The 13,458-nt window shown below is 30.0% G+C and carries 12 protein-coding genes, 1 rRNA gene and 1 other RNA gene; all 14 read right to left on the minus strand.

What is annotated here, in order from left to right:
- Positions 1–139 (minus strand): 16S ribosomal RNA (locus VJ881_08845); the annotation flags it as partial.
- Between the two features lie 290 nt (positions 140–429).
- A complete protein-coding gene (gene mnmA, locus VJ881_08850) occupies positions 430–1,512 on the minus strand; it encodes a tRNA 2-thiouridine(34) synthase MnmA (GenBank protein ID HKL76160.1) in 1,083 nt (360 codons plus the stop codon).
- Positions 1,513–1,544: 32 nt separating this feature from the next.
- Positions 1,545–2,723, minus strand: coding sequence for a cysteine desulfurase family protein (locus VJ881_08855; protein HKL76161.1), 1,179 nt, complete (start codon positions 2,721–2,723; stop codon positions 1,545–1,547).
- 30 nt (positions 2,724–2,753) lie between these two features.
- Entirely contained in the window at positions 2,754–3,173 is a 420-nt protein-coding gene (locus tag VJ881_08860) for an Rrf2 family transcriptional regulator (protein HKL76162.1), read from the minus strand.
- A gap of 75 nt (positions 3,174–3,248) precedes the next feature.
- Positions 3,249–3,887: a YigZ family protein gene (locus VJ881_08865; GenBank protein ID HKL76163.1), complete on the minus strand. Its 639-nt coding sequence runs from the start codon at positions 3,885–3,887 to the stop codon at positions 3,249–3,251.
- A 10-nt stretch (positions 3,888–3,897) separates the two neighbouring features.
- Positions 3,898–5,226: a replication-associated recombination protein A gene (locus VJ881_08870; GenBank protein HKL76164.1), complete on the minus strand. Its 1,329-nt coding sequence runs from the start codon at positions 5,224–5,226 to the stop codon at positions 3,898–3,900.
- An 18-nt stretch (positions 5,227–5,244) separates the two neighbouring features.
- Positions 5,245–5,835, minus strand: coding sequence for a 5-formyltetrahydrofolate cyclo-ligase (locus VJ881_08875; GenBank protein ID HKL76165.1), 591 nt, complete (start codon positions 5,833–5,835; stop codon positions 5,245–5,247).
- Positions 5,836–5,909: 74 nt separating this feature from the next.
- Positions 5,910–6,091: non-coding RNA, 6S RNA (gene ssrS, locus VJ881_08880), on the minus strand.
- 77 nt (positions 6,092–6,168) lie between these two features.
- On the minus strand, positions 6,169–7,926 hold the full coding sequence (aspS, locus tag VJ881_08885) for an aspartate--tRNA ligase (protein HKL76166.1): 1,758 nt from the start codon (positions 7,924–7,926) through the stop codon (positions 6,169–6,171).
- 13 nt (positions 7,927–7,939) lie between these two features.
- On the minus strand, positions 7,940–9,199 hold the full coding sequence (gene hisS / locus VJ881_08890; protein ID HKL76167.1) for a histidine--tRNA ligase: 1,260 nt from the start codon (positions 9,197–9,199) through the stop codon (positions 7,940–7,942).
- 17 nt (positions 9,200–9,216) lie between these two features.
- Positions 9,217–10,455 (minus strand): SurA N-terminal domain-containing protein, encoded by a 1,239-nt coding sequence (locus VJ881_08895; protein ID HKL76168.1) that lies wholly within the window; start codon positions 10,453–10,455, stop codon positions 9,217–9,219.
- A gap of 73 nt (positions 10,456–10,528) precedes the next feature.
- The gene (locus VJ881_08900; GenBank protein HKL76169.1) at positions 10,529–11,152 is read right to left on the minus strand and encodes an MBL fold metallo-hydrolase; all 624 of its coding nucleotides are present in this window, start codon (positions 11,150–11,152) and stop codon (positions 10,529–10,531) included.
- Positions 11,153–11,163: 11 nt separating this feature from the next.
- A complete protein-coding gene (dtd, locus tag VJ881_08905; protein HKL76170.1) occupies positions 11,164–11,610 on the minus strand; it encodes a D-aminoacyl-tRNA deacylase in 447 nt (148 codons plus the stop codon).
- A 15-nt stretch (positions 11,611–11,625) separates the two neighbouring features.
- Positions 11,626–13,458, minus strand: a 1,833-nt coding sequence (locus VJ881_08910) for a bifunctional (p)ppGpp synthetase/guanosine-3',5'-bis(diphosphate) 3'-pyrophosphohydrolase (protein ID HKL76171.1), incomplete at its 5' end; no start/stop codon positions are given.

Here is a 13,458-nt window from a genome sequence, read left to right on the forward strand (position 1 = left end):
TCCACGCGTTACTCACCCGTCCGCCACTCCTCGTGATCCTTATCTTACCCGAAGGTAAGTTAAGGGCGAGGCGTTCGACTTGCATGTGTTAAGCACGCCGCCAGCGTTCGTCCTGAGCCAGGATCAAACTCTCCTTATAAAAGTTGTGAGTTTGAGCTTTTGGCTCTTAATCATTAATTGAAATTAACGTTGGCTTGCTGTTCACTTTTCAAGGTTCTCTTGTTTTAAAAAAGCGCGTAAAAAATGGCGCTTCATAATTTGACGCATTAATTATCATATCATCTAATCTCTGTTTTGTCAAGGTTATTTTCCCTTATATTTAGCCTCTTTTTTACCGGCTTTTAAGGGCTGCTCCTTAACGCGACAGTTTATACTGTATCATTTTTATCTGTCTCTGTCAAGGGAGTTCCAAAATTTATTAGAAAAATTTTATTTAAAACTACTATTGATAACTCCTCCACCAACTACGAGATCATCCTGATAAAAAACAACAGATTGACCAGGGGTAATTGCTCTTTGCTTTTCTTCAAATACAACTTTTATCATTTCATCTTCTTTATTAGGATAAATTTTAGCCTTAACTGGAAATGAGTTATATCGAATTTGAGCTTCTACATTCATATCCGTTTCTAAATTTTGGATAGAAATCCAATTAAGGTTTTCAGCCCATAAACCTTTACTAAAAACTTCTTCATTCTTACCTACAATTAAGGCATTATTCTCTTTGTCAAAACCAACAACATAAACCGGGTGATTCAAAGAAATTCCTAAACCTCTTCTTTGACCAATAGTATATTTATATAGACCTTCATGTTCTCCAAGTTTATTTCCATCTGTATCCAAAATTGGACCAGCTTTTCCTAAATTAAAATAATTATCCTCCAAAAACCTTACATAATTATTATCAGGAACAAAACAAATTTCCTGGCTATCTTCTTTATTATGAACTTCAAAACCAAGCTCATTAGCAATAGATCTTACTTTATCTTTATTATATTGACCTAAAGGCATAAGAGTGTGTTCAAGTTGGTATTGAGTAAAACCATATAACATATAACTTTGATCTTTATTTTTATCCTCTGCTTTAAAAAGTAAATTTCTTTCATCTCTATTATGCTGAATTTTTGCATAATGACCTGTAGCGATAAAATCAGCTCCGATTTCTAAAGCTTTTTTTAAAAGGGCTTTAAACTTAATTTCTTTATTACAAACTATACAAGGATTAGGAGTTCTGGCCTTACTATATTCTTCTACAAAGTTATCAATTACCTTTTTTTGAAAAATATCTTTTAAGTTAAATGTATAATGAGGAATATCTAATTTGCTTGCAACACTTTTAGCATCATGAATATCAGATAATGAACAACAACTTCTTTCATCATAATTTTGTTGCTCATAATCAGGAAATATTTTCATTGTTCCTCCAATTATTTCATAACCCTTTTCTTTTAATAAAGCTGCTGTGACAGAACTATCAACTCCACCACTCATTGCAACTAACACTTTTTTCATATTATTCACCTACGTTTTATTTACTATAAAATTTATTCAATTTTACCATTATATTTAGGAGACATATTTCTTAACTTTTGGATAATACCAGGTAGTAATTTAATAATATAATTTATATCTTCAATACTATTGTTTTCTCCTAAAGTCAATCTTAAGGAACCTTCTGCTAAATCTGGAGATAAATCAATTGCTTTAAGAACATGAGAAACCTCTAAAGTTCCAGAAGCACAAGCAGAACCACTAGCTGCAGCTACTCCATTCATATCAAGATTTATTAATAATGATTCTCCACTAATATCTTTAAAACTAAAATTAATGTTATTATTAATTCTTTTATTTTTTCTGGGACCATTTAAAAATACTTTATCAATATTTTTTTCTATACCTGATATTAAAGTATCTCTTAATTTTTCTAGCTTATTATTATTCTTATTCATTCTTTTTTTAGTTATTTCAGCTGCTTTCCCCATACCAACTATTGCAGGAACATTTTCTGTGCTGGCTCTTTTATGATTTTCCTGAGGTCCTCCAGATATTTGAGAAATCAGTTTGATGCCTTTCTGATGATATAAAGCTCCTACACCTTTGGGACCATTAAATTTATGAGCTGAAAGTGAAAGTAAATTAACTTTCAATTTATTTACATCGATTTCAAGATGTCCTGGAGCCTGAACAGCATCTGAATGAAAAAATACATTATTCTTTTCAGCTATTTCTCCTATTTCTTTAATAGGTTCAATTGTTCCTATCTCATTATTAACCATCATTATAGAAATCAAAATAGTATCTGAATTTATTGCTTCTTTTACATCTTTGGGATTAACAAATCCGTTATGGTCAACATCCAAATAAGTAATATTGAAATCATGATATTTTTCTAAATATTTACATGAGTTTAAAACAGCAGAATGTTCTATTTTAGAAGTTATTATATGTTTGCCTTTTTCTTTTAATGCTAGTGCAACTCCTTTAATAGCAAGATTATCAGCTTCAGTCCCACTACCACAAAAAGTAATCTCTAACTCATTATCAGCATTAATAAAATCTGCTACTTTTTTTCTGGATTTTTTAATTGCTCGTACAGCATTTTGTCCTCCCTGGTGAATACTTGAAGGGTTACCATATTCCTCAGTAAAATACTGATTCATTTCTTCTAAAACTTCAGGATAAACAGGAGTTGTAGCAGCATGATCCATATATATTTTATTCATAAAATAACACTCCTAAAATCTGCTTACTTTTTATTCTCTTTTTAAAGTTTCATCAAGTAAATCTTTTAAAGTAATAGATTCTAACATTTCATCAATACAGGATTTCAATTTTTCCCAAAGAATTTTAGTAACACAATCATCTTTATATTCACAACCATCTTTAGATTCAAGTACACATTCTACAGGTGCTATTGGCCCTTCAAGTGCTGTAATTATTTCTTTAACATTGATGTCTTCAGGAGAATCACCTAATAAATATCCTCCTTTAGCTCCTCTTACACTTTCTACTAAACCAGCTTTTCTTAAATTAGAAAAAAGTTGTTCAAGATATTGTTCAGAAATATCTTGAGTGCCTGCAATTTTTCTTAAGGGAATAGCTCCTTCTCCTCTATGCCTTGCCAACTCAACCATAGCTCTTAATCCATATCTTCCTCTTGTTGAAACTTTCATTTAGCAACACCTCTCATAAACTCGAGTATATTAATCAACTATACAGATTTATCTTAACACAAATTTAAAAAACTGTCAATCATTTGTTTTAACCAAATATTGATGGCCTATATTTTTAATTTTAACTTGATTTGATGTTTTCTCTATTAATAAATCTTTAAATTCATTATAGAAATCTGGATTTATTAACACAGAAACATTAATTCCATTTTCATCATATTCTGTATTTAATATATCTTTTGCATAAGATTCCGCCTGTCCCATAATTGTGCCTATTAAATCATAATTACCTTCAATTTTTATTTTATAATACATTTCTAATCTTTTTTTTCCAGATTTATTAATAGCTATTCTTGCAGTATTTCCATAAGCTCTTATCAACCCCCCGATTCCTAATTTTGTTCCTCCAAAATATCTAGTAATGACAATTACAGTATTAGTAAGATTTTCTCCTTTTATAGCTTCAAGAACTGGAGGACCCGATGATCCAGAAGGTTCACCATCATCATCAGAGTATTCTATAGCCTCATTTCCTAAGCCAATTCGATAGGCATTTACATTATGAGTAGCATCTGAAAATTTTTCTTTTATCTTTGTTATAAAATCTTCAGCTTCTTTTCTTGTGGAAACATTACTTATAGAGCCATAAAATTTACTATCTTTTACTTTATTTATTATTTGTATTTTTTTGTGAGGAGTCAAAACCTTTTTCATTGATTAAAACCTACTTCCCACTCTTTTCTTTATTATTAAGTTCTTTTAACCATTGTTTTATCTTTTTTTCTTCTCCTAGATTTCCTGGTTCATAAAATCTTTCATTTTGTGCTTTTTTAGGTAAATATTTTTGTTTAATATAATTATTGGAATAATTATGAGGATACAAATACCCTTCACCATTATTCAAATTTTTTGCCCCACTATAGTGAGAATCTCTTAAATGTGGTGGTACAGAAAGAGACTCATTATTTTTTACATATTCACTGGCTTTATCTATTGCTTTTATAACTGAATTACTTTTTGGAGCAGTTGAAATATAAATAACTGCTTCAGCCAGAGGAATTCTTGCTTCTGGTAAACCAACAAACTCAACTGCTTTTGCAGCAGCATTAGCAATTACTAAAGCTTGAGGATCAGCAATTCCTACATCTTCTGCAGCATGGACAATTATTCTTCTTGCAATAAATTTGGGGTCTTCACCAGCTTCAAGCATTTTGGCTAAATAAAAAACTGCAGCATCAGGATCAGAACCTCTCATACTTTTAATCATAGCAGATATATTATCATAATGACTATCTCCACTTTTATCATAATTTAATTTTTTTTCCTGAGCAGAATCAGCAATTATTTCTTTACTTAATAAAATTTTACCTTCTCCATCAGGAGGGGTAGTTAATACAGCAATTTCTAAAATATTTAGAGCAGTCCTAGCATCTCCATCTGCTAATTTTGTAATATATTCTAAAATTTCTTTATTATAAACTATATTATATTCGCCTAAACCTCGTTTTTTATTTTCAATTGACCTCTTTAAAATATTTAAAATATCTTTTTCCTTTAAAGGATTTAATTGATAAATTTGAGATCTTGAAAGTAGCGGTGAATTTACTTCAAAATAAGGATTCTCAGTTGTAGCACCTATCATTATTACTGTACCTTCTTCTACTGCTGGTAAAAGGGCATCCTGTTGAGATTTATTAAATCTGTGAATTTCATCTATAAATAATATTGTTTTTTGGTTATAAATATTTTTATTATTTTTAGCTTTGCTTATTACTTCTCTTAAATCCTTAACTCCAGAAGTTACTGCATTTAATTTAACAAATTTTGCTTCAGTTTTATTTGCTATAACCTGAGCAAGACTTGTCTTTCCACTTCCTGGTGGACCATATAAAATAAGCGATTGAATAATATCAGCTTCTATTGCCCTTCTCAATACTTGTCCTTTACCAATTATTGCATCCTGACCTTCTAATTCATCTAATCTTTGAGGTCGCATTCTATAAGCAAGGGGTTTATCTTTGTTTTTACTATTTTCCTGTTCAAATAAATTCATTTAATCACCCCAAAAATATTATTTATTTATACGCAATAATCTCTTATCAGTAACCACCATATCAACTGCTAAATCATGGTCTTCTTTAGGAACTGTATCAAATAACATCTCTTCATAATTTATTCCTATAGTAATTGTCTTATTAGCTAATCTTTCTAAAAATCGATCATAATATCCTCCACCATAACCTACCCTATAACCGGATTTAGAAAAAGCTACAGCAGGAACCACAACAATATCCAAATTTTTTGGATCAATTTTGTTATTTCTTATTCTTTTAGCTGGTTCTTTAATACCATAAGCCCCTTTTTCTAAATCTTGATCAGGATTTTCAATTTCTACAACTTCCATTCTTTTTTCATCTTTTATACAATAAGGAGCAAAAATTCTTTTATTATTATTTAAAAGTGAAATAATTAACTTATTTGTGCTAACTTCACTACGATAAGAAACATATATCATTATATTTTTCGATTCTTTTATTTCTTTAAGGGATAATATTTTTTTGCTGATAATTTTACTTTTTATATCTCCCTCTTTTTTTGCAACTTTTTTTCTTTTCTTCATCCATTTTTTTCTTAATATTTCTTTATTATTGTTTTCTTCCATTTATATTACACCTCTTTAAAAATCAACATAGTTTAGCTCATAAAAGAAAAACTAACCTATATTAGGTTAGTAAAATAAATTCCACCATGCCGTAGAACTTTATCATTTTGATCCCTTATCTGCAAAGTGGGTGCCCTCCTATTTGGTTTACAGGTCCTTTCAAAGAAGGCATCTGCGCCGCAAATAGAGTCCAAGCTCCCTGTGTAATATCTGTTGGTCAAAATTTCTTAAGTTCCTACGAACACGGCAGAAACAATATTAATTCTCTTAACTTTCAAGTATATATTAACACACTTTTTTTAGCTTTGCAAGCAAATAAATACCTATATTATATTAAATATCAAGTTTAATCTTCAACTCTTCTAATTGTTCTTTAGATACAGAAGAAGGTGCATTAGTTAAAGGTGAAGTTGCTGATTGAGTTTTTGGAAAAGCAATCACATCTCTTATAGAATCTGCCCCAGACATAATCTGTAACATCCTATCAAACCCAAAGGCTATTCCTCCATGTGGTGGTGTTCCATATTTAAAAGCTTCAAGTAAAAATCCGAATTTTTCTTCTGCTTCTTCCTCACTCATTTCCAAAGCATTAAATACTTTCTGCTGTACTTCAGTATCATGAATCCTTATACTTCCACCACCTAATTCTTCTCCATTTAAAACAAGATCATATGCATCAGATCTCACTTTTCTTGGATCAGTAGAAAGTAATTCAATATCCTCATCACGTGGAGCTGTAAAAGGATGATGTTGTGGTTTAAGACTATTTTCTTTTTCATCATATTCAAAAAGTGGAAAATCTACTATCCAGATAAATTCATACTCATTTTCAGGAATCATATTAAAATCTTTAGCAACCTTTAATCTTAAATTTCCTAGTGAATTTGCTACTACCTTTTTACTATCAGCAACAAATAACATTAGATCACCAGATTCTGCTTCCATTTTTTTAATAATTTTATCTATTTCATCTTCAGATAAAAATTTAGCTATCGGTGATTTGATTTCATTATTTTCTAAAGCAATCCAGGCAAGCCCCTTTGCTTCAAATTCTTTTACATAATCAGTATAATTATCTATCTGACTTCTAGATAAATCAGCTCCATTTTTAACAGTTATTCCTTTAACCTGACCACCTTTTTTTACAGTTCCACTGAAAATGTTAAAATCACTGTCTTCTACTATATCTGAAATATCTTTTAAAGTCATACCAAATCTAAGATCTGGTTTATCAGAACCATATTTTTCAATTGCTTCATAATAAGACATTTCCTTTATCTCTGAAGGAACTTCTATATTTGCAATTTCAAAAATGTTTTTTACTAATCCCTCTACGATTTCAAAAATATCTTCTTTTTCCACAAAAGACATTTCCAAATCAATTTGTGTGAATTCTGGTTGTCTATTTGCCCTTAAATCTTCATCTCTAAAACAACGAGCAATTTGAAAATATCTTTCCATACCAGACATCATTAATAATTGTTTAAATAATTGTGGTGATTGAGGTAATGCAAAAAATTTTCCTTCTTTAACTCTACTTGGGACAAGATAATCTCTGGCCCCTTCTGGAGTACTTTTAGTTAAAATCGGAGTTTCAATTTCCCAGAAATCATTATTTACAAGATAATCTCTAGTTATTTTCATAGCCTGATGACGCATTTTTATAATATTTTTCATGAATGGCCTTCTTAAATCTATATATCTATATTTTAATCTCAGATCATCACTTACATCAGCAGAATTTTCCACATGAAAAGGAGGAGTTTCAGCTTCATCTAAAATTTCCAGGTCTTTAACATCCAGTTCAATTTCTCCTGTTTTCATTTCAGAATTAATATTACCATCAGGTCTTTTTCTTACTTTAGCTTTAACTGATACAACATATTCTGCTCTAAGATTTTCAGCTTCCTCAAATATATCTTGATTATCAGGATTAAAAACAGTTTGTACTATTCCAGAACGATCACGAATATCAATAAAGATTAAACCTCCATGATCTCTTCTTTTTTGTACCCAACCTGAAACAATCACTTCTTCTCCTATATTTTCACTTCTTATTTTCCCACATTTATGAGTACGTTTTAACTTCATCCAAAATCCTCCTTTATACTAATTCAAGCATTTCATTTACTAAATTATCTAATTCTACATCAATTTCTTCACCTGATTTCATATTTCTAACAGTTGCTTCTCCAGACTGTAATTCATCTCCACCAATAATAATTGTATATTTTGCATTTAAGCGGTCAGCAGCTTTCATCTGACTTCCCACACTTCTATCCATATAATCCATTTCTGTTTTTAAACCAGATTTTCTTAGATTATTCATAAGGACAAAGCCTTTTTCTTTAGATTTCTGGCCAATAGTTGTTATAAATAGATCTATACTATTATCAATTGGTAACTCAATACCTTCTTTTTCAAGGGTTAATATCAAGCGTTCCATACCAATTGCAAAACCTATACCTGGGACCTCTCGTCCACCAATTTCTTCAGCAAGACCATTATATCTACCTCCAGCAAAAACAGTATCCTGAGCTCCTAATCCCTTATATTTTATTTCAAAAGCTGTATTTGTATAATAATCGAGACCACGTACCAGTTTAGGATCGACTTCATAATCTATTCCTAGTTGATCTAAATAATTTTTCACACTGCTAAAATGACTATCACAATCATCACACAAATAATCCGTTATTTGAGGTGCATTATTCACTACTTTAGAACACGACTCATTTTTACAATCAAGTACTCTCAATGGATTAGTTTTTAATCTTTTTTTACAATCACTACATAATTTATCTTTATGTTTATTTAAATAATTTGTAAGTTCTTTAATATAGTTTGGTCGACATTTTTCACAACCAATACTATTAATTATTACATCTAAATTATCGAGTCCCAATTCTTCCATCAAATTTAATCCCATAGTTATCATTTCTGTATCAAGAGCAGGATCATTTGAACCTAAAGCCTCAGCTCCAAATTGATAAAATTGACGATAACGACCTGATTGAGGTCTTTCGTATCGAAACATAGGACCAAAATAATAGTATTTTGTAGGTTGAGCTCTACCATAAATTTTATTTTCCATAAATGATCGCATAACTGAAGCTGTACCTTCCGGTCTTAAGGTAACACTCCTCCCACCTTTATCTTCAAAAGTATACATTTCTTTTTCTACTATATCTGTTGCCTCTCCAATACCTCTTTGAAAAAGCGGAGTATATTCAAAAATTGGTGTTTTTATTTCATCATAATTATATCTTTCCATTAAATCTTCAGCTTTATTTAATATATATTTCCATTTTGCAGAAAGAGGGGGGAGAATATCATTAGTCCCCCTCGGCGCATTCAAAGACATATTATCACCTCTCATTATTAATCTGATGGAACAGTATCAACTTCTAAATCTTCTTCATCTAAGCTTTTTTCTGTATTATTTTCTTCACCAAAATTTTCTCTTGTTTCATTTTCCTGTTCAGTTTCTGTATTTGGGTTTTGAGAATTTTGATTCATGTTTTGTTGTATTTCAATGATCTTATCCATTTCTTCCTGGGCTTTATCTTCAGCTCCAATATTATTAAATGATTGATAAATTTGATAATGAGCCATAAAATCACTATCTGTGGCAAATTCTGAAGCTTTTTCAAGTTGTTTTTTAGCCTTCTCATTATTTTTAAGATTAATCATTAACTGACCATAATTATATCTTATTTCCCAATTTTCAGGATATTTTTCAATTGCTGTCTCATAAGTTTCTATCGATTTATCAGATTTTTGATCTTTTTCATAGGCTTGAGCCAAATAAATATAATTTGTTGGAGTATCTGAATTATCTAATGCTTTATTAAAACTATTAATTGCTACTTCAAAATTTTCATTATTTAATGCTTTTACACCTTTTAATGAATTATCATAAATTTTAATATCTGCACTTTCTTTAAGATCTTCCATCCAATTCTTAAATTCATTGTTTTGTTTCTTTTCTAATAGACTTTGTTTTATTTCATCCTTTTTATTTTTAAAACTGGCAATATCTTCATTGTTTTTAGCCTGTTTATCATATTCCTCTTTAAGCTCTTCTTCACTAACTTTGACATCTTCATAACTTTTTTCAACAGTTTTCTGAATTGTTTTTTGAGTTTGTAAGTTCAAACGTAAGTCATTACGCAAATCACTCATTGAGTAATCCTGTTCTTCAAGATTTTTTCTTAATTCTTCTTCAGTCATATTATTATTTTTTAATATGTCCTGAATTGAATTATCAATATCTTCTTTCGTAACCTGAGCACTAATACCCATTTCATCAGCTTGAGCTAATATTATTTTTCTTTCAATTATCGAGTTAAGAACATTAAGTCTAAAATTCAGCAGTTGAGTTGAACTTAATTGTGAAGCTCTTTGGGCATTATTTCTCATAACATTTAGATATTCTTGATAACTAATTTCTTCACCATTTACTTCAGCTATAGCTTCATTAGGATTAGTTCCCTGTTGAGCAGAATTATTTCCCCCACTCATATAAGCACCATAGCCCATAAAACCTCCAGAAATAACAAACGCTGCAACTACAATATACACAATTATTCTACTATTATCTCTAAGTTTATCAAACAAATTAAAACACCCCTTCATAAATTGAAAATACTTAAAATTATTTGTTTAATTTTATCTAATCAATCATACCATGTCAAATTTTCATTTTCTCCCATATACTTTTAAAATCACCTATGGTTGTTTCTCCACCATGCCCTGGATAAACTATTACCTCATCATCTAATTTTAATAATTTATTTATAGATTTTACTAATTTTTCCTTATCTGAACTTGAAAAATCAAATCTTCCTACACCTGTTTTAAAAATTGTATCTCCAGAAAAAAGAACTTTTTCATTTTCATTATATAATGCTATTCCACCTGGACTGTGACCTGGAGTATGAATTACTTTGAATTCATATTTACCTAATTTAATCATATCTCCATTTTCTAAAAAAAGATCAGCCTCAGGACTAACAACCTCATTACCCAGTAATTCAGAAAGATTTTTGGCAGGATTATTTAAAAAACCTTTTTCAGATTTATGAATAGCAATTTTTAAATTATATTCTTTTTTTAAAAATTCATTTCCACCGATATGGTCAAAATGAGTATGTGTGTTTATTATTTTATTTGGTTCTAATTTAAAATCCTCAATTATTTTAATAATATCTTTATTTTTAGTTCCAGGATCAACTATTGCTATTTTACCATCTTTATCTCCTACAAGATAAGTATTTACTGAATTCATCCCAGATACAATTTTTTTAATAAACAATATTTAACCTCCTATTTTTCATCAGTATCCAGCCAAAGAGTAACAGGACCATCATTTACTAATTCAACATCCATCATAGCTTTAAATTCACCAGTTTCAATATTTAGCTCACTATTATCCATCTCATTCACAAAAAGATTATATAGTTTTTCAGCTTTTTCAGGAGAAGCAGCTTCAAAAAAGCTTGGACGTCTACCCTGACTACAATCACCATATAAAGTAAATTGAGAAACTACTAAAATTTCTTTTTTTAAATTTAAAGCAGATAGATTCATTTTCTCATCTTCATCTTCAAAAATACGTAGATTTATTATTTTATCTACTAAATAATTTATATCTTCTTTATTATCATCTTTTCCTATACCTAAAAATACTAATAATCCTTCATTAATACTTCCTTTTTCGTTATTTTTTACTGTAACTTTTGCTTTTTTTACCCTCTGTACAAGAGCCCTCATTAAAATGCCTCCTTATTAAGTTGGTTTAGCTCTACTAACACTTAGTACTCCATCCAGACCATTTAATTTATTTATAAGGTCTCTCATGTGTTCAACACTACTTAACTCTACAGAAAGATTAACATGCGCCCTATTATGACGGGTAGTACGAGCATGAACTGATAAAAGATTAACTCCTTCATCTTTTATCAAAGAAGTAATATCACTTACAAGGCCTTTTCTATTAACTGAATTTATCCTTAAATCAACCTGATAGGACTCATTACGACTATTTTTCCAGTTTACATCTATGAATCTATCTTTATCTTCTTTTAAACCTTTTAGATTTGGACAATCACTTCTATGAATGGAAACTCCTCTACCCCTTGTAATATAACCTACAATATCATCTCCAGGAACTGGATTACAACATTGAGCTAATCTGACAAGAATATCATCCATTCCCTTTACTTTTATACCTTTATCAGTAGATCTTTTGCTTTTTTTCTTTTTAAGATTTTCTAATTCTCTATCTTTTTCATCCTGCTTAACACTTTCAAACTTTGAAATAATCTGTTGAGGGGAAATTTTGCTATAACCTAATGCTTCATAGAGACTATCGATAGAACCTTTCCCAGTTTCATCAGCTATTCTTTCTAATTCTTTCTTTTTATCTTTTTCAGATAAGTTAATATGTTTTTTCTTCATTTCTCTCTCTAGTTTTTCTTTACCCTGATCTATAATTTCATCTCTACGCTGTCTTTTAAACCAGCGTTTAATTTTACTTCTTGCTTTTGAAGTTTTAACAAACTCAAGCCAATCTCTACTGGGACCTGTTCCTTCAGAAGTTAATACTTCTACAATATCTCCATTATCCAGTTGATATTCCAAAGGTACTATTTTCCCATTAACTTTTGCCCCTACACAATTATGTCCAACTTCAGTATGAATATTATAGGCAAAATCAACTGGAGTCCCTTCACTTGGCAGAGAAATCACATCACCTTTTGGTGTAAACACCAAAACCTCATCTTCAAAAAGATCAATTTTTAAATTTTCCATAAATTCATGGGGTTCCTGTAAATCCTTTTGCCATTCTAATATCTGACGTAACCATGAAAGTTTTTCTTCAAAATCTTCATCTTTGGCTTTACCTTCTTTATAACGCCAGTGGGCAGCAATACCATATTCAGCAGTTCTGTGCATCTCTGGAGTTCTAATCTGTACTTCTAAAGGGTCTCCGCTGGGCCCCATAACAGTAGTATGAAGTGATTGGTACATATTAGATTTAGGCATAGCTATATAATCTTTAAATCTTCCAGGAATAGGTTTCCAAATCTCATGGACCATTCCTAACACTTCATAACATTCTCTGACTGAATCAACAAGAATTCTAATAGCAGTTAAATCATATACTTCAGCAAAATCTATTTCTTTTCTTTTCATTTTTTGATATATACTATATAAATGTTTTGGTCTACCATAAATTTCAGCATCAATACCCTGTTCAGAAAACTTTTCATCTAATAAATTAATTGCTTTTTGAATTTCTTTTTCTCTAGTTTTTCTATTTGCAGCCACTTTTCGAGAAATTTCATAATAAACTTCAGGCTGTAAATACCTAAATGAAAGATCCTCAAGTTCCCATTTTAATCTTGACATTCCAAGTCTATGTGCTAAAGGTGCATAAATATCCTGAGTTTCCTGGGCTTTTTCAATTTGCTTTTCTCTTTTCATATAACTTAGAGTACGCATATTATGCAATCTATCAGCTAATTTTATTAATACCACTCTTATATCCTCAGCCATAGCTAAAAACATCTTACGTAAACTTTCAGCCTGATGTTCTTCTTTTGAATTAAAATTCAT

It is taken from the genome of Halanaerobiales bacterium, from assembly GCA_035270125.1.
Lineage (GTDB): Bacteria > Bacillota > Halanaerobiia > Halanaerobiales > DATFIM01 > DATFIM01.

What these genes read in the sequence shown, in the direction of transcription:
- VJ881_08860 (HKL76162.1), bottom strand. Translation starts at nt 3,173, where the DNA reads ATGAAAGTTTCAACAAGAGGAAGATATGGATTAAGAGCTATGGTTGAG.
- VJ881_08855 (HKL76161.1), bottom strand. Translation starts at nt 2,723, where the DNA reads ATGAATAAAATATATATGGATCATGCTGCTACAACTCCTGTTTATCCT.
- mnmA (HKL76160.1), bottom strand. Translation starts at nt 1,512, where the DNA reads ATGAAAAAAGTGTTAGTTGCAATGAGTGGTGGAGTTGATAGTTCTGTC.
- VJ881_08865 (HKL76163.1), bottom strand. Translation starts at nt 3,887, where the DNA reads ATGAAAAAGGTTTTGACTCCTCACAAAAAAATACAAATAATAAATAAA.
- aspS (HKL76166.1), bottom strand. Translation starts at nt 7,926, where the DNA reads ATGAAGTTAAAACGTACTCATAAATGTGGGAAAATAAGAAGTGAAAAT.
- hisS (HKL76167.1), bottom strand. Translation starts at nt 9,199, where the DNA reads ATGTCTTTGAATGCGCCGAGGGGGACTAATGATATTCTCCCCCCTCTT.
- VJ881_08875 (HKL76165.1), bottom strand. Translation starts at nt 5,835, where the DNA reads ATGGAAGAAAACAATAATAAAGAAATATTAAGAAAAAAATGGATGAAG.
- dtd (HKL76170.1), bottom strand. Translation starts at nt 11,610, where the DNA reads ATGAGGGCTCTTGTACAGAGGGTAAAAAAAGCAAAAGTTACAGTAAAA.
- VJ881_08870 (HKL76164.1), bottom strand. Translation starts at nt 5,226, where the DNA reads ATGAATTTATTTGAACAGGAAAATAGTAAAAACAAAGATAAACCCCTT.